Annotated in this window: 13 protein-coding genes and 1 other annotated feature; of the genes, 8 read left to right on the forward strand and 5 right to left on the reverse strand. The window is 44.0% G+C overall.

The window, feature by feature from the left end; translation table 11 throughout:
• Positions 1-9 precede the first annotated feature (9 nt).
• Positions 10-2,004 (reverse strand): chorismate mutase, encoded by a 1,995-nt coding sequence (locus L5M71_RS01395; RefSeq protein ID WP_263206020.1) that lies wholly within the window; start codon positions 2,002-2,004, stop codon positions 10-12.
• Positions 2,005-2,045: 41 nt separating this feature from the next.
• Positions 2,046-2,163 (reverse strand) — a sequence feature (Phe leader region).
• Between the two features lie 1,633 nt (positions 2,164-3,796).
• Positions 3,797-4,153, reverse strand: coding sequence for a ribosome hibernation-promoting factor, HPF/YfiA family (gene hpf, locus L5M71_RS01400; protein ID WP_105249847.1), 357 nt, complete (start codon positions 4,151-4,153; stop codon positions 3,797-3,799).
• Between the two features lie 299 nt (positions 4,154-4,452).
• Here hpf and L5M71_RS01405 point away from each other — a divergent pair, with 299 nt between their 5' ends.
• A complete protein-coding gene (locus tag L5M71_RS01405; protein ID WP_263206024.1) occupies positions 4,453-5,145 on the forward strand; it encodes a cytochrome b/b6 domain-containing protein in 693 nt (230 codons plus the stop codon).
• 73 nt (positions 5,146-5,218) lie between these two features.
• Here the strand turns inward: L5M71_RS01405 and L5M71_RS01410 are convergent, their stop codons facing one another.
• Positions 5,219-5,668, reverse strand: a complete 450-nt coding sequence (locus L5M71_RS01410) for a c-type cytochrome (protein WP_028760800.1) — start codon at positions 5,666-5,668, stop codon at positions 5,219-5,221.
• A gap of 190 nt (positions 5,669-5,858) precedes the next feature.
• Between L5M71_RS01410 and trpR the strand changes: the two genes are divergently transcribed.
• Complete coding sequence (gene trpR / locus L5M71_RS01415) at positions 5,859-6,134, forward strand: trp operon repressor (protein WP_028760799.1); 276 nt, start codon at positions 5,859-5,861, stop codon at positions 6,132-6,134.
• A gap of 64 nt (positions 6,135-6,198) precedes the next feature.
• Here the strand turns inward: trpR and L5M71_RS01420 are convergent, their stop codons facing one another.
• Positions 6,199-6,570 (reverse strand): hypothetical protein, encoded by a 372-nt coding sequence (locus L5M71_RS01420; RefSeq protein ID WP_028760798.1) that lies wholly within the window; start codon positions 6,568-6,570, stop codon positions 6,199-6,201.
• Positions 6,571-6,807: 237 nt separating this feature from the next.
• Complete coding sequence (slyD, locus tag L5M71_RS01425) at positions 6,808-7,464, reverse strand: peptidylprolyl isomerase (protein ID WP_028760797.1); 657 nt, start codon at positions 7,462-7,464, stop codon at positions 6,808-6,810.
• A 637-nt stretch (positions 7,465-8,101) separates the two neighbouring features.
• On the opposite strand from slyD, the gene thrA reads away from it, so the two are divergent.
• The 6 genes from thrA (at position 8,102) to L5M71_RS01455 (ending at position 18,270) form a co-directional block, all read left to right on the forward strand.
• Positions 8,102-10,570, forward strand: coding sequence for a bifunctional aspartate kinase/homoserine dehydrogenase I (gene thrA, locus L5M71_RS01430; protein WP_263206027.1), 2,469 nt, complete (start codon positions 8,102-8,104; stop codon positions 10,568-10,570).
• Positions 10,567-11,526, forward strand: a complete 960-nt coding sequence (gene thrB, locus L5M71_RS01435; protein ID WP_263206029.1) for a homoserine kinase — start codon at positions 10,567-10,569, stop codon at positions 11,524-11,526. The genes thrA and thrB overlap by 4 nt, the downstream gene beginning before the upstream one ends.
• Before the next feature lie 112 nt (positions 11,527-11,638).
• Positions 11,639-12,922, forward strand: coding sequence for a threonine synthase (gene thrC, locus L5M71_RS01440; RefSeq protein ID WP_263206031.1), 1,284 nt, complete (start codon positions 11,639-11,641; stop codon positions 12,920-12,922).
• Positions 12,923-13,206: 284 nt separating this feature from the next.
• Positions 13,207-13,500 carry a hypothetical protein gene (locus L5M71_RS01445; protein ID WP_113940650.1) on the forward strand — a complete coding sequence of 98 codons (294 nt, stop codon included), beginning with the start codon at positions 13,207-13,209 and terminating at the stop codon, positions 13,498-13,500.
• A 280-nt stretch (positions 13,501-13,780) separates the two neighbouring features.
• Positions 13,781-14,638 carry a substrate-binding periplasmic protein gene (locus L5M71_RS01450; RefSeq protein ID WP_263206033.1) on the forward strand — a complete coding sequence of 286 codons (858 nt, stop codon included), beginning with the start codon at positions 13,781-13,783 and terminating at the stop codon, positions 14,636-14,638.
• Between the two features lie 347 nt (positions 14,639-14,985).
• Positions 14,986-18,270: a S41 family peptidase gene (locus tag L5M71_RS01455; RefSeq protein WP_263206035.1), complete on the forward strand. Its 3,285-nt coding sequence runs from the start codon at positions 14,986-14,988 to the stop codon at positions 18,268-18,270.
• Positions 18,271-18,338: the final 68 nt, after the last annotated feature.

Genomic DNA, 18,338 nt, shown 5'->3' on the forward strand with positions numbered 1-18,338 from the left:
ATCAAAGCTTTAATTTGCCCGATATAATTCCCGTACCACAGCGCTTATTAAGTTAAGCGACTCATGGTCATCACTGCTAGATAGTGGACAATTGAGTATCAATCCATCCACTTTAAGCTGTTTAATTCCTTGTGTTTGAACCAATAGGGCATCATCTGATACGGCATAACTTGGGTTGATTAAAATCGGCAAATGGCTCGTGGCTTTAATCTGGATCAGACTCGCTAAATCGAGTGAAGGTAGATTGGCGTTATTTAAGGTTCTAATGCCTGAGTCACACAGGATAAGTTGCTGATTGCCTTGGCTTAAAATGACTTCTGTTGCCGTGAGTAATTCTTCAAAACTTGCCATATCGTTACGCTCAAGTATTAATGGTATCGGTAGGGTTCCAGCTTGAGTCAGTAAAGTTTGGTTAAACATCTGCTTGCCTGCGAGGAATAACATATCGGCGTGCTGGACTGCTAATGGCATATCGGCTTCTTGCGCTATGGCAATAATGCACACTAGGCCATATTGATGCAGGATTTGGCGTAGTTTAGCGAGAGTAACTTCTGCCATAGTCAGTTGATTAACCGCGCAGAGCAAAACGGCTTGGAATCCCGCTTCTTTAAGCTGCTTCACTTGCTGCTCGAAAGCCGATAACGCTAAGTGTGAAATGTCATTGTTCAGTGTGATTTGGGCTATGGCACAGACATGCCCTGCACCGATTGTCATTGCGCCGCAGTTAATTTCACTGGCTTGCTCTTTATAGGCTTTGCTATATCGAACTGGACTCGCATTAGTACCATTTTCGCTGATGACTTGATCCTTAGAGGTGCTGGGCTCAATCAGTAGCTGGCTGTTGCTCAGCTGTGTGGGCTTGACTGTTTCACAAGGATAACAGCCTAATACTTTGATAAAACGGGTGATCCGCTCTAGTTGCTTTAAACCTGCCTGCATAGATTCACTGGAGATGTTCGCGTCGATATCCAAATAGAACATTTCTTCCCAAGGTGTTCCTGGAATCGGGCGTGACTCTAATTTACTCATGTTTAACTGATGCGCTTTTAGAACCAGTAAGGCTTCCACTAAAGCACCAGCTTTTTGGCCTGTTGCCATGATCAATGTAGTCTTAGCGGGTAACTGCTCTGGTACGGCAACGGCTTTGCGGGCAACAACGATAAAGCGACTTTGGTTGATTTTTTGATTCGCTAAACCTGCTTCTATGGACTCAAGCTGATAGAGTGCACCACCTTCGGCGCTGCCAATCGCTGCTGCACTGTTATCTGGACTTTGGTTTACCTTTTCCATTGCTTCTGCGCTGCTTGAGCAGTATTCCAGTCTCAAGTCTTTGTGTTGAGTTAAATATCTGCTGCATTGGCTAATAGGCTGAGGGTGGGCATAGACAGTTTTTATATCAGCTAATTTACTGCCAGCTTTTCCTAGTAGGCAATGGCTGACTTCAATCGTCGTTTCGCCAACAATCGACAGACTGGTGTGCTGTAGCACGTCGTAGACTTCGTTGATTGAACCTGAAGATGTGTTCTCAATCGGCAGGAAACCATAATCAGCATGTCCAGACTCAACGGCTTGCACTATTTCATCGAAACTTTGGCAACCTAAGTCCAGCATTTCAACTTGGCGACGTTGGCAATAGCGTGTAGCTGCGAGATAAGAGTATGAACCTCTAGCACCGAGGTAAGCGATACAATACTGTTGTTTTTGTGTCTCTGGATTGGCGCGGCCGTGAAGGTAAGCTTGTTGATTCAATACTGAATCTTCAATGATGCTCTGGTAAAGGGAGATAACATAGTGGGCATCTAATCCTTTCTCTCTGCCTTCTTTCACGAGTCGAGCGAGCAGTTCTTTTTCCCTTTGAGTATCTCTGATGGGTCTGACATCTACTTCTTTGCTACGGGCTACTTCTAAACTTAAGCGACGGCGCTCAGCGAGTAATGCCAGCAGTTCATTATCCAGATGGGTGATCTGCTCTCGGGTTTGATTTAAAGGCTGTGGTGTATGCATTCTGACCTCAATTGCCGCCATGTATTTTATCAATCGTTTAAGACAAAAAAGCCTCCCAGTTGGGAGGCTTTGGATTTTTACTTTCGTTTTTACACAGTAAATCCGCCTCCTAGAGTGGGGGGGGTAAAAAAGAAAGTAAAAAAAGCTGCTGTTATCATTTTCATGGTCTTAAAACTAAAGGGCTAGGGCTTAGCTGTCAATCAAAACTTTCTTAAAGGTAATCTAAAAAAAGCGCACCCGAGGGTGCGCTGGTTTGGTTCAAGTATGTATATATGGTCAAGCGAGTTTATCCTCCTTATGGTCAGTGTGGGACAAGGTAACACATTCGTTTATCTTACATTTACGTGTAACAGTAAAACGTTGACAACTCACTAGATAACGACTTGCATTTATAATGAACATTAACAAGTACTTTATGCAGCATAGCGTATAACCTTGAAACTATGCAGTTTGCAGTACCAGCGAACTTACGTTGACATGTCTTGCACTTATATTTTAACAATTAACACTTGCATGGAGCTATAACATTAAAAACTAACACTAACAAAACGAACATTTAAAAATAAACGATTTACGGCTCATTGGTTGTACTAGGTACATTTTGCTGTAAGAACAGCTTAGCCTTGTCACGCGTTTAGGTCTTGCTACTTACATTATTACCATTATTACTTTTTACTTTAAAACCTAGCATGTTAATACATGGAGCGTATAAAAAGCTCTCATTTACTGTTATTACAATTTTCGTCAAGTCTAGATTTCCTCCTTTTTAGTTGATAAGTAAACATTATTTAAGGTGTCTATAAATATCAAAACTTAACTAATGGTAAACGTTAACACATTACATAAATAAACATTTATACGTTTTACAGTTTTTACTATACAAATAACACTAAGTAAACTAATGACTTTTAATCAAACCAACGTATTGCACTTACATTAAACACCTACATTAAATCTCACGCTAAAAACGCTAACTTATCATATCAGTGTAAATATGACTCTCTTTATATAAATCATCTACATCTCTACATCTAACTAAACGTGACAGTTGTTACCTCATTTATCTCAGTGTTTAGCACGTATTGGTGCTGACCCGTTTTACAATAAACGTTTTTATTCATGTAGCTTTTGTTAATGTGACTTTTGTTTATGTTTACCTAGGCCTCCATTGTGGATATAAAAAATTTGATAGTTAAAGGTTTTGCTAATGTACTCGTTGTACTGTACTCGGCTCCTTATGTTAACTCTGGTATTCAGCAATGCCGCCTGTTTCTGGTGGTCATCCTGATATTGGGTCAAAATTGAGTACTGCTTTTAGTGAATGCCAACATACTTGATTGTTTCTAAAATCAAATTGTTCGCTCTTGTGTTGCCTCCTTTCCAAACTTGCTATTGAAAGTGGAACCTAGTTGAAAATAAAAATTGAACTTTTAAACGTAGAAATTATAAGTAAAATTAATCATTAACAGTAAACCTTAGTACTTAAAACTATATAGCTTAGATTAGTAGTGCTCCTTAGTTATATCCAGTAACGTTACTTAGAACTTAAGATCTGTTAATCAATATTTGTAAATCAAAATTTAAAGTAAATCAACATTTGAAACGATTTAAATCCGCACCACTTCGATTCTTGCTGTCACTTTGTAAAGTGTAGTAGGTATTTAGTCAAAAGAACTGTTTTTTTTATCATTAAAATGATTGCACTAAGCTTTTTAAAAAACTGTGATCTGATTAAATATTTCTACTTTATTGCTCTCAAAGTGATGCGTTTCTCGCACTCACCAGATTTAAATTATGCCGCATCTTCCTCCTCGTACTCGTCGTCAATTTCAACAACATTATTAGTCGGTGTTAGTGATGTGGAGCGTTGAGCTTCAGGTTTGTGTGTTATGCGATTGAGCTGCTTCTCTAATTTTTGGCCCATAGCGTTAATCGCAGTATATAAATTTTCATGTTTTGCTTGAGCGAAGAGTTCTCCATTTGGGATGCCAACCGATGCTTCAATTTTGAAACCAGGTTTCTCCTCCGTAATGATTACATGGGGATTTATCATTTGCACATCATGCCTTGAAAGTTTTTCAAAACGGCTTTCAATGCGTTCGCGAATAGGAGATGTGACTTCAAGTTGCTTGCTAGTAATCTTTAGCATATTTCGAACCTTCTGTTGTTTCCTTGGATTTCAGATTACCAAGGTTCGCACTATAAAACGAGATGTAGATCACGTTTTTGTGCCCATTAGATACTGTTCGTTGGATATTTGATCACTTAGACAAATATCAATAATTCTTGGCCCAAAAGCCTTGTATTGCTAGCTAAATGGGGTCATATTCGATGAGATAACTCCGCAGTCTTTGCCCTTATTTACTTATATTTACTTTAAGTTTCATCCCGAATCCCGATAAAATACCTCTACTTATTCCATTCGGTCACTTTGAGTTTGCCCATTTTATGAATACTGAACACGTTAAAATTAAGGTCTGGGATTTACCCACGCGAATTTTCCATTGGGGCATGGTGTGTCTGTTGGCACTTTTATGGTGGAGTGCCGATGCGGGCGAAATGCAGTGGCATCAAATTTTTGCTTATAGTTTGCTGATCCTTATTGGATTTAGGATCCTCTGGGGGCTCATTGGTAGCGATACGGCAAGGTTTAGCCACTTTGTTCATCACCCCAAAGTTGTACTCGACTACTTGAGATCGATTCGAACTAAAGGGATGTCTGTGGTACTTGGACACAATCCTATCGGTGGCTATATGGTCATCGCGTTGATTGGGATCATTAGCCTTCAATTAGTTACAGGCCTTTTTGCGACCGATGATATTTTTACCGAAGGTCCGCTATATAGCTACGTCAGTTCAGATATCAGTGGATTTTTGACTTGGTTACACAAAACGAACTTTAACCTTATTCTCTTGCTGAGTGCCATTCATGTACTGGCTGTGATTATTCATGCCATGAAAGGGGATAAGTTAGTTGGTGCTATGATCAGTGGTTACAAGAAAGTCTCGAAGGTTGCTTTTTCATCAAGTGCGAAGAGCGAGCTTCGATTCAAGTCTGAGTGGCTTGCTTTAGTGCTGTTCACAGTATGCGCCGCTGTGGTCTTTGGCTATTTAATGTGGCCAATAGTGCAAATTCTGTAGATTTATACTTAGTTTGGGAACAACAAAAAGCCTGCTATTTAGCAGGCTTTTTGATGGGAAAAACAACGTCAAACTAATCTTTCTTATAAATGTCGTGACAACTTTTACAACTTTTTCCTGTGTCCATAAAGGCTTGTTTGATTTCAGCTTGATTACCTTTTTGAGCTACAGTAGCCAGAATGGCAGCATTTTCTTGGAAGGTTTTCATTTTTGCATCAAAATCAGCTCTGTCTTGCCAAACTTTGGCTAGGGCTTCGGTATCACCTTTGTCTGAGCCATCAATAAAGCCTTCGAAAGGAATTTTGGATAATGCAGCAACATTCGTTGCGCGCATTGCGAAGGTTTCTGCTTCGAAAGGTTTTTTGCCTTTCATCATGGCAGCCATATCGCCGAAGTTATAAGCAATAAGACCAAATGCAGATTGGCGGTATTCAATTGCATCTTTAGAGTCTTCGAAATTGTGTGCTTGAGCAGTTGAAGCCAATAAGGTACTGGCAACGAGAGTAAGTAGTAATTTTTTCATCGTATTCTCACAAATTAGCGTCGAAGTGTGACATTGCACGTCTATTGTACACAAATTAACTTGATGTACTAGAAGCAATTTTGTCAGTTTTTGTCTGGATAAGACGACTAAACGTAACAATTTATTTGTAAGTAGGCTAAATCTGTTAGACTGCTAATGTAATGCTTGAACAGTACTTATGAGGGTGATTATGCGAGCTAACTGGGATCTAGTATTAGAAAAAATTTTGAGCCACAGCAATTATGAAGATCTTTCTGTGTTGTTTCATTTACTGTTAACCGAAGAAGAACGTAGTGCCGTTGCCGGACGTTTGAAGGTCTTTCAATTGCTGCTAGACGGGGAAATGAGTCAAAGGCATATCGCTGCGGAATATGAAGTCAGTATTGCAACGATTACACGTTGTTCTAATTATTTGAAGAATATGTCTTCTGAGCATAGGGCGAAAGTTCAAAAATTAATTGGTTAGTGTTCATGTGGATACAACTCTTGTGAATATCATCTGCTCCTACTGTGGTGAATAGAACTAAGCCTTAAGGCGTGATGGGAAGCTTATGACGACGATAGAGGGAACGACGAACCAGAATGTATAAGCCGTAGCTGAGTAAACAGATAGCCAGAATTGGGTAAAGATCCTTGGGAAGGAATTTAAAGATAGCCAGCGCCGCTAAGAGATAGATAAAAGGTAGAAAGTTATAAATTATCTCGGGAAGATATCCCGATTTACGCCGCTTAGCCGAGTCTGTTCGACGGTTTTGAGAACGCATAACGTAGATCCTCGCACCTAATACAAATACCACAGTTGCCGCTATCAAGGCATAGTTGATGTCGAGTGCAATAAAACTCGAACTACCGAGCGCCATATAGCCAAAAGGCAAAATTTCGTAAAGTGGTTTGGTTAACATAAGCACTCCGTCGCTTAACTTAGGTTGATATCAATATCTAATTGAAAATATTCATATAAAATTTGAATATTTCAATTTACCAGTCAGTTATTTATCTATTACGAATATTATAAACGCTTGTGTATAAAAAATGCACGACCTTAAATTAAGGGCGTGCATTTTAAAAGGTTAAACCATGGCAGTTTAATCACTTACGGATAAACAACTTCTCGTTTAACTTCTGGTATCAGGCTTTGTTTAGCCGCGGCAACCACAGCCGCCATTGCCGTCACAGCCTGTTTTAGGTGTGTCACAGGCTTCGTGCTCTTCATGGTGGTGTCCATGATCGTGGTCTGAACCACCACAACAGCCGCCCGCTTCTTGTTTGCCTGAACCGCCACAGCATCCACCGCCGTGGTCGTGATCATGTCCATGGCTTCCACAACCACCTTGGGCATGAATGTGGCCATGAGCGATTTCTTCGGCTGAGGCTTCACGAACGTCAACGATTTCGACGCTGAAATTGAGCGATTGGCCCGCTAAAGGATGGTTGCCATCGACGATAACCACATCGTCTTTCACTTCCATGACTTGAACTGGGCGCTGACCCATTTCAGTTTCAGCGATGAAGCGCATACCTGGGACGATATCTTCGATATCACCAAAGGCTTCTAATGGCACTGCTTGACGTAGGCCATCGTGATAAGGCCCATAGGCTTCTTCGGCACTAATAGTGACATCGAGTTTTTCGCCTTTGCTTTTACCGTCTAATGCGGCTTCTAAACCTGGGATCAGATTTTCAGTGCCGTGTAGATATAGCATAGGTTCAGAGTCGAAAGAGTCTTCTAATAGTCTGCCTTCTTGATCTGATAAACGGTAATGAATGGTTACCGCGCTGTGTTGAGTGATCTTCATATCGCCTCCAATTCGTAATGTGCGCGCATAATAACGTGCTTTTTTAGTGCTGGCGATAATTTGAAGTGGCTTATGTTAGATATCGCACAGGTTTTTTTTAGGCAAATTTGTCGGTGCTTTACGGTAGAAAGGATGAGTAATGTGTTTTTTGCTCGTTAGCCTGTTAATTTAGCCTGAGTGATGAGGTAGAACAAATAATGCATTATTTTAAAATGCATTATAAATAATCAGATGTAAAACAAGTGATTATCTAATTTTTTCGTACCGTGTTACGTTGGCGTCAACAGTTATCTGTTGCGTAAATCGCATTTTTACCCCTAGAAAACTTCATATTAACGAATCTTGATGCAGTATTTTATCGAGCGTTAATATTTGCCTATAAATAATCCATTTTAGGGGTTGACAAGCGCGGGTAAAAAAAGCAATTCTGTTTATCAAGAAATTAACATGGATTAGCCCAAACACATGCATAGCCTAGGTTTCGTAGTAACTACCATTATTACAACCACCACTACAACAGTGGGGGCGGGCTGATACACCCTAAAGAATTTTAACGATGAGCCCGCTTCCCACAAAGAAGCGGGCTTTTTTGTTTCTAGCTCTTATTTCTAAGTCGGGCGCGGTACAGGAGAACAAGATGAAAGTAATGAAATTTGGTGGTACCTCGCTTGCAAATTGGCAGCGATTCTCGATGGCGGCGGATATCGTTGCTAAGTCATCTAAGCTTGAACCCATAGCCACTGTGCTATCGGCCCCAGCGACTGTGACAAATGCGTTACTAGAAATGGTTGATGTAGCCGTTAAAGGTGAAGATTATTCGTCTGTGCTGCAGCATGTTGAGCGGGTATTTACTTCGCTGTACCAAGACGCTGTTACTTCAATGTTGTCGAGTGAGCAGAGTGAACAGCTCTTTTCTGGACTTAATACGCAGCTGGTGATTTGGCAGGATAGATTACGTGGCATTAGCTTACTGCAAGAGTGTCCCGATGGCATACGTGCTGAAATCGTGGTGGCAGGTGAGCGTTTATCTGCAGCCTTGATGGAACAAGTGATGCTATCTAAGGGGATCACGTCTGCTCAACTCGATCCGCGCGCCTTGTTTCTAGGTCGTGGTCGGCCGTTAGAATCCGTGGTCGATATCGCTATAAGTAAGCCAAGGTTTCGCGCGTTGGCGCTGGGTGAAAAACGCGTATGGGTAATGCCGGGTTTCACCGCCGCCGATGAACAGGGCAAAGTGGTGACATTAGGCCGTAATGGTTCTGACTATTCTGCTGCAGTGCTCGCCGCCTGTTTAGATGCGTCAAGTTGTGAAATCTGGACCGATGTTGATGGTGTTTATAATACCGATCCTCGTGTGGTTGCCGATGCTAAGCTGTTGTCACAACTGAGCTATCAAGAGGCGATGGAACTCTCCTATTTTGGCGCTAAGGTGCTGCATCCTAAGACGATTGCGCCCATCGCTCAGTTCCATATTCCCTGTTATATCAAAAACAGTTTTAACCCCGATGCGCCCGGCACTCTGGTATCAAACCAAGCCGATGAAACCGGCTTGCAGGTTAAAGCTATCTCCAATTTAGATAACCAGACCATGTTCGATATTTCAGGCCCAGGCATGAAAGGCATGGTTGGCATGGCGAGCCGCACTTTAGCGGCGATTTCCCGCAGCGGCGTGTCTGTGTCTTTAATCACTCAAAGTTCTTCTGAATACAGCATTAGCTTCTGTGTGGCTACATCTGATTCGGCCAAAGTGAAATGGGCCTTAGAGCAAGAGTTTGAATTAGAAATAAAAAGTGACTTGCTTGAACCTATCGCTATGCGCCATGAGCTGGCAATTGTGTCTTTGATTGGTGATGGCATGCGCACCCACAAAGGCGTGGCAGCGCGTTTCTTCCAAGCGTTAGCGCAGGCGAGCGTGAACATTATCGCCATCGCCCAAGGTTCGTCCGAGCGCTCGATTTCGACTGTGATCGAGCAGCGTAAGACTAAGCATGCGGTGGCGGCGTGTCATCAAGGCTTTTTCGATGTGCAGCAGTATTTAGATGTGTTTTTAGTGGGTTGCGGCAATGTGGGGGCAGGCCTGCTCGAGCAGATAAAACAACAGTCTGCCATGCTCAAAGAGCAGCACATCAGTATCCGTGTTTGCGGCATAGTGAATTCGAACAAGATGCTACTCGACAGTGCGGGTATCGACTTAAGCAACTGGTCTAGCTTGCTTGCCGATAGTCACCAAGCCTGCGATATCCCAGCTTTACTTGCATGGGTGAAAGAGCAACAATTGCTTAATCCTGTGCTGGTGGATTGCACCTCGAGCGAGCAAGTATCGGATCTGTATTTGGATGTGATGAACTCAGGATTGCATGTGGTCACGCCGAACAAAAAGTCGAACACTCGCGATTATGCTTATTACCAAGCACTGCGCCAAACGGCATTAAAACAGCGTCGCCAATTCTTATACGAAACCACAGTCGGTGCGGGCTTGCCTGTGATCGATAACCTGAAAAAACTGTTATTTGCGGGTGATAAACTGCATAAATTTAACGGTATTTTATCGGGCTCTTTATCCTTTATCTTCGGCATGCTGGATGAAGGCATGACACTTTCTGAAGCAACCGGTCTTGCGCGGGAAAAATGTTTTACTGAGCCCGATCCCCGTGATGATTTGAGTGGTATGGATGTGGCGCGTAAGGTGCTCATTCTTGCCCGTGAAGTGGGACTAAAGTTAGAGCTCAGTGATGTGCAGGTTGAATCTGTATTGCCAGCCGAATTTGATGATTCAGGTGATGTTGAGAGCTTTATGGCGCGTTTGCCGCAGGTTGATGCTGCAATTGCCGCAAAAGTGGCGCAGGCCAAAGCCCAAGGTAAAGTGCTGCGTTATGTTGGGCAAATTGAGGATGGTGTGTGCCGTGTGCGTATCGCCGAAGTGGATGCACAGGATCCGCTTTATAGCGTTAAAGGCGGTGAAAATGCCTTGGCGTTCTATAGTCGCTATTATCAGCCCATTCCGTTTGTGCTGCGCGGTTATGGCGCGGGAACGGAAGTGACTGCCGCTGGCGCCTTTGCCGATGTATTAAGAACTTTGAATTGGACTCGTGAGGTGAGTGTATGAGTTTGACTGTGTACGCTCCAGCCTCTATGGGTAACGTGGGAGTCGGATTTGATTTACTCGGTGCTGCTTTGGCGCCGATTGATGGTAGTTTACTGGGCGATAGAGTGACTATCGCCGCGGCAGCGTCGGGTGTGAGTCTTATGCAGACTGGCGCTTGGGCTCATAAACTGCCTGATAATCCGCAAGACAATATTGTGTACCAATGTGCCGAATTCTTCTTAACAGCCATGAGTAAGGAGTTCTTAGAAGCATTTGGCAAAGATGAAGGCGTGGCACTCACACTGGAAAAGAACCTGCCCGTCGGTAGTGGGTTAGGGTCGAGTGCCAGCTCTGTCGTGGCGGCGTTATATGCCTTGAATGAACATTTTGATAGACCCTATAACGAGCAAGCACTGCTAGAACTGATGGGCGAGTTTGAAGGTAAGATCAGCGGCAGTGTGCACTATGACAACGTTGCACCCTGTTATTTGGGCGGTATGCAATTGATGCTCAATGTGCCGGGCAATGTCTGTGAAGCGATACCCAGTTTTAAAGAATGGTATTGGGTTGTGGCCTATCCAGGGATTTCACTTTCAACGGCAATGATGCGCAAACTCATGCCAGATCAGTATGATAAAAGTGTCACTATCGATTTTGGCCGTTATTTAAGCGCCTTTGTTCATGCGTCTTACCAGCAGAATGCCAAGCTTGCGATCAGCGTATTAAAGGATGTGTTAGCCGAGCCCTATCGCGCCGCCGCGATTCCGGGTTACGACAAGGCCAGAGCCGCTTTAGCCGATTTAGGCATGTTGACTACGGGGATTTCTGGCAGCGGCCCAACGCTGTTTTCGATTACCGATGATTTAGCCACGGCAAATACCGCTAAAGCCTGGTTAGAACAGCATTATCTCACCGAGGTGGGTGGCTTTGCCCACGTGTGTCGCCTCGATGAGCAAGGCACGCGTAGAGTCGATTAATTCTTATTTTTAGTATCAAGACTAAGCATTAAGGCTAAATATCCATCTTATGCATAAAGAGCATGCATCAAGAATTAGCATTTAAGGCTTAGCATCAAAAGGTCGAGTGAGCATGGAACTATATAATTTAAAACACCCTTCGCAGAAAGTGAGCTTTAAAGAAGCAGTGCAATTAGGTTTAGGTCAGGACAGAGGTTTGTTCTTTCCCACCCAAATTCCGCTATTAGACGATATTGAAGGGCTGCTGGCGCTGCCATTTGTTGAGCGCAGTAAAAAAGTGCTCGGTGCATGGCTTGCCTCTGAACTAGGGCAAGATGCGGTTGATGACCTGGTTGAACGTGCCTTTAACTTCGATTTACCTTTGGTTGCCGTCGATGAGCAGCGCGCTTGCCTCGAATTGTTCCACGGTCCAACACTGGCATTTAAAGATTTTGGGGCGCGTTTTATGGCGCAATGCGTTAATGCCTTTGTGGGTGACACGCGCTTAACCATTTTGACTGCGACCTCGGGCGACACTGGCGCTGCGGTTGCCGATGCCTTCTATGGACTAGAGAAAGTCAATGTCGTGGTGCTCTATCCTAAGGGCAAGATCAGTGAACTACAGGAAAAGATGTTCACGACGTTGGGCAAAAATATCCATACAGTTGCCGTCTCGTCCGATTTCGATGCCTGCCAAGATCTCGTTAAACGCGCCTTTGATGATCCCGAAGTCCGCGATGGTTTGAGCTTAAACTCGGCAAATTCTATCAACATCAGCCGCTTACTCGCACAAATTTGCTATTACTTTGAAGCGGTTGCCCAATCTAAACAACGCCATGAAGCCGATCCTGTGATTTCGGTGCCAAGTGGTAACTTTGGCAACCTCACCGCAGGTTTATTCGCTAAAGCGATGGGATTACCAGTTAAACGCTTTATTGCCGCGACCAATGCCAACGATACAGTGCCGCGTTATTTAGACAATGGCCAATGGCAGCCCAATCCGACTCAAGCGACTATGTCCAATGCCATGGATGTGAGTGAACCCAGTAACTGGCCGCGTGTGGAAGCCATTTGTGAGAAATTAGGCTGGCCACTGAGTCGCTTAGTGGGTATTCGCTTATCGGAGGAACAAACGTCACAGGCATTAGCTGAGTTGCATGCACAGGGTTATGTGTCTGAACCCCACGCGGCGATTGCAGCTAAGGCCTTATCTTTAACCTTAGTGCCCGATGAAGTGGGCATATTTTTGGGGACTGCCCATCCCGCTAAATTTAAGGATGTTGTGGATAGAGAATTAACGCTTAACTTACCCTTGCCGCCTGAGCTTGAAGCTGTTGCGAGTAAGCCCATCTTATCCGCGGAATTAGCGGCAGATTTTGCTGCATTAAAAGTGCATTTATTCAAAATATTAGCTTAAGGGCTTTAGCCCTACTGATGTCTGCCTAGCAGTGGAATAACATGGCGTAAAAGCAGGAAGGGAGCTTGGCTCCCTTTTTTTACAAGTGTGAGTTTTATGGTGGGGAATTGATGAGCTTGTGTTACCAGCGAACATAAAACAACCCTTAGTTAACTACATGATATTTAATTAATATTTGTAACTTTCTGTATTATCTTTGGTTTCTTATATGTGACATTGTTCACAATTTTATCGGTTGCAATTAGTTATGTTCACCCGCGTGTTTAATCTGTGGGTTAATTGATTTGTCTAAATTTTTTCTGTTAAGTACATGTTTTTGCGTTTTAATATCTGGATGTGCGACCAAGCAGCATGAACTATATCGTCGCATTAACGTGGCCTACGATTTTGAAGTCACCCACTGCGATAGTTTTGCTTTAGTCACTGGGGTGAGCCGCCATGAAAACCAGCTTGATGAAGCTAAAGAGTCTGCCACGGCTCAGGGTGAGGAATTGGGGGGAACACACATAGTTTGGTTACAAGTCGATATGGGGGATCCCACTAAAGTTGTTGCTATTATTTATAAGTGTCTGATTTAAATTTATAAAACTTTATTTTATTTCCTGCGTTCAGGCTTAGCCTTTATCGCAGTATAGTGAGTCGTTTAGATCTCACTCTTGGCTGTTGTGCTTTTTTGTTATTATTCCTCGCCCTTTTCTAGGCTAATTACTGTGATCTCGCCGGTGTTTATGGCGCGCTATCTAAGTGACAACTACGCTTACTGAGGTAGAACCCCCTCACGGAAGTCTGACACTGAATCGTTATACTTCATCTTAATCAAGAGAGGATCGTCAACTTAAGAGGCAAGTAACTTAGCCTATGCCATGGTTTAAATACGTTCCTGTCTTATTTTTGCTTTTTTTAGTCTTGCCCGCTGTAAGTGCGCCGCAGGTCAATAGTTCTTTACCTTGTAAGAACATGATTAAAGTCGGTTACAACGATTGGCCTCCCTATGCTTGGCAAGATCCTCACGGAGAAGCCCAAGGCTTAGATGTGGATCTGATGCGGGCATTTGCAGTGTATCTTGGTTGTGAAGTTCATTTTATTAATGTGCCCGCTAAGCGCTCGCATCAGATGTTGCGAGCAGGACAGTTAGATGTGTTGATGGGAGCGACTATGACGGATGAACGTCAAAACTATGCTCTTTTTTCAACCTATTACCGAGATGAAGAGCTGCGCTTATTTGTACTTTATGAGCAAAAAGATCAGATTAATATCGATAAATGGGAGGACATTTTTACCAAAAAATTGCGTCTACTTGTCCCTTCTAGCGGTTGGTATGGTGCAGATTATCAAGAATCTCAATATCGATTAGAGCAGGAGCACTTGTTAGTATTAAGTCCCGACTCAGATAAGTCTGTGCAAATGCTTATCTACGGTAGGGGAGATATGATCGTCGGAGATACCTTAGCTATGCCCTATATCGCCAGCCAGCATCAACGCATCAAGCTAGTGCCACTTAAGTTAGTGTTAGATCAAAACCATATTCATTTAATGTTCAGTAAAGCGAGTATCAAGACAAGCCAGTTAGAGCAGTTTAATCATGCGATTAAGGCATTGATGGATAACGGTGAAATTGCACGAGTGATCAATAAATGGCAACAAATGACACTGGCGAAACAGTCTAATATGAGCCGCCTAAACAGTCCGCTAAAGACGCTGTATGTCAGCCCTTAACATTAGCCCTTCACGTTAGCCACTCATGTCCGACTCTGGTATATTTTTATCCTAGTGCAATATGGTAACGCTATGATCTTTGATGTTTTCCTCTAAAGAATCTTGTCTTTTATTCAGTTGTTCCTCCGCGATTTAAGATGTGACACATTTGCTAAAACTTCTCTGACTCGAAGTTACTGAACTCTCTATCAAATTCTGCTAGCTTGTTGGGCTCAATTGTCATGCTTTGGACTTGATTGTGGTTTTTTACAAAAGCCCATGGCAAGAATTTCTTCGCTAAATCTGCTAGCAAAATCTCGTAGTAAAGAGTCTATTGCTAAAAAATAACAATAGGATAGAGGTCATACATGAAACTTCGCCATTCTGTCGCCTGCTGTATGCTTGCCCTAGGCACATTAACAGCGTTCCAAACCATCGCTGCCGATGCGGTGAGCAATCAAGGGTATTACCGTGCGCCCGCGTTGCACGATCAAACCTTAGTCTTTACTGCAGAAGGGGATTTATGGACTCAGACCTTAGGTCAAAAAGCGGCGACTCGCTTAACGAGTTTACCTGCGGAAGAGCTAGGGGCGACTATTTCGGCCGACGGTAAGTGGGTTGCTTATGTTGCCAACTATGAAGGCGCGAGCGAAGTGTATGTGATCCCTATTACGGGCGGTGTGGCTAAACGGGTGAGTTTTGAGAATAGCCGTGTACGAGTTCAGGGCTGGACTGCCAAAGGCGAGATTTTATATTCCACCGACACGGGCTTTGGTCCTGCTAATAATTGGATGCTGCGCAGCGTCGATCCTCAAACCCTCACCACTACAGATTTACCCTTAGCCGATGCGGTCGAAGGTGTGATTGATGATCGCAACGAATACGTGTACTTCACCCGCTTTAGTCTGCAAGTGACTGGCGATAATGCCAAAGTGTACCGTGGCGGTGCAAAAGGCGAATTATGGCGCTTTAAACTCGGCAGCAAAACCGAAGCACAGTTGCTCAGCGGCCAACACGGCGGCTCAGTGCGCCAACCTATGCTATGGCAGGACAGACTCTATTTTATTAGCGACAGCGATGGCAACGACAACCTCTGGTCGATGGCGCTCGATGGTTCAGATGCAAAACAGTTGACTCAATTTAAAGATTGGCAAGTCCGCGGTGCGCGGATGGACCAAGGCAAAGTGGTATTCCAGTTAGGTGCGGATATCCATGTGTTTGATATTGCGGCCGCTAAAGACTCGTTACTCAATATTGAACTCATTTCCGATTTTGCCGAGCGCCGTGAGCATTGGGTGACAGATCCTATGGATTACGCTTCTTCAACTAATTTGGCCCCTGCTGGCGATAAAGTGGTGATCACCGCCCGCAGCCACGTGGCAATCGCGGGTATTGATGGCTCGCGTTTAGTTCAAGTTGCACTGCCGGGGACTTATCGCGTAAGGGAAGCGGTGTTGAGCCAAGATGGCAAGTCGGTTTATGCGATTAGCGACATGACAGGTCAGCAGGAAATTTGGCAATTCTCTGCTGATGGCAGCAGTGGCGCTAAACAGTTAACCAAAGATGGTCATACTTTAAGAATGAGTCTTAATTTGTCCTGTGACGGTCGATTTATCGCCCATGACGATAACGATGGTAATGTTTGGCTGCTCGACTTAAAGAAAAATACCAATCAAAAAATCATCACTAACGGCGAGGGACTTGGGCCTTACGCCGATATCCGCTGGTCCGGTGACAGCCGTTTTATTGCATTAACTAAGTCGGAAATCGGTAAACAACGTCCGCAAATCGTCCTGTATTCTGTGGATGAAAATAAGGCCGAGACGCTCACCAGCGACAAATACGAGTCCTATTCGCCAACCTTTAGCAGTGACGGCCAGTGGCTATATTTCCTGTCAAACCGCCAATTCAGCGCAACACCAAGTTCACCTTGGGGCGATAGAAACATGGGTCCAGTGTTTGATAAACGCAGCCAAATTTTTGCCATCGCACTGGTCAAAAATGCCAAATTCCCCTTTAGTAAACCCAATGAACTCGAATCTAATCAAGTTGAAAAAACCGATGCTAAGGATAAACCGAGTCCAGTGAAAATCGATTGGGTAGGGATCTCTCAGCGTTTATGGCAAGTGCCTGTCGATTCAGGCAATTACAGTAAGCTGCGCGTCGTCGATGATAGACTTTATCTGTTAGATCAAGCTATTGGTGACGATGTCGCACCTAATTTAATGACCATCAAATTTGACCGATTAAGCCCCAAAGCCGAGGTTTTTGCCGAGGACATTGGCCAATATGAGGTTTCTGCCGATGGTAAAAAGCTGATGCTACGTAAGCACAGTAATGAGAAATCTCTCCTGATTGTTGATGGCGGCGATAAATTAGGCGATACGGATAATGCCAAAGTGCAAACGGAACAATGGCAGCTAGCGATTTCTCCGCAGCTTGAATGGCAGCAAATGTTTGAAGATGCGTGGTTGATGCACCGAGAATCTTTCTTCGACAAAAAAATGCGCGGCCTCGATTGGCAAGCGACCAAAGCTAAGTATCAACCTTTGCTCGACCGCCTGACCGATCGTAACGAACTGAATGACATCTTCATGCAAATGATGGGCGAGTTAGATTCTTTGCACTCACAGGTGCGCGGTGGTGACATACCTCAAGATCCCGATGCGGCTAAAGCGGCAAGTCTTGGCGCGCGCCTACAACAAACTGCAGATGGCGTTAAAATTGCGCACATTTACAGTAACGATCCTGAGTTACCTGCTAATGCTTCACCGTTAAATCGTATCGAAGTCGATGCTAAAGAAGGCGATATGTTACTGGCTATCAATGGCACGCCAGTGGCAAATGTGGCCGACGTCACGCGTCTTCTGCGCAATCAACAGGATAAGCAAGTATTACTACAGCTTAAGCGTGGTAGCCAAACCCATAAAACCATCGTCATGCCCGTTAGCGCTGTGGTGGACAGTCAATTACGTTACTTAGATTGGGTGAGCCATAACGCGGCAGTGGTCGAGGATGCAAGTCAGGGCAAGATGGGGTATTTGCACTTATATGCCATGGGCGGTGGTGATATTGAAAGTTTCGCCCGTGAGTTTTATGCCAACTACGATAAAGAGGGTTTGATTATCGATGTTCGCCGTAACCGCGGTGGCAATATTGACAGTTGGATTATCGAGAAGTTACTACGCCGCGCTTGGGCGTTTTGGCAACCGACCCACGGCACGCCAAACACCAATATGCAACAAACCTTCCGCGGTCATTTAGTGGTGTTAACCGATGAACTGACCTATTCCGACGGCGAAACCTTCTCCGCAGGGATTAAAGCACTCGGTATTGCGCCCTTAATTGGTAAGCAAACGGCAGGGGCGGGCGTGTGGTTATCTGGGCGAAATGCGTTGACCGATAAAGGGATGGCGCGGGTGGCCGAGTATCCACAGTATGCAATGGATGGCCGCTGGGTGCTTGAAGGCCATGGCGTAACGCCGGATATTGAAGTCGATAACTTACCTTTCGCTACCTTTAATGGCAAAGATGCGCAACTTGAAACTGCAATAAGTTATTTGAAGGATGAGTTGGTTAAACAGCCAATCCCAGCCTTAAAAGTGCAACCTTTGCCTGTAAAAGGTATGGCACAGGATATTAAAGCTAAGTAATTGATATTTAAATTCAGTATTTAACCGAAATTTAAGGTATCTCGGCTAGCATGTCCGCGTACAAAGTT

Source organism: Shewanella sp. SW1 (genome assembly GCF_025653545.1).
GTDB lineage: Bacteria > Pseudomonadota > Gammaproteobacteria > Enterobacterales > Shewanellaceae > Shewanella > Shewanella oncorhynchi.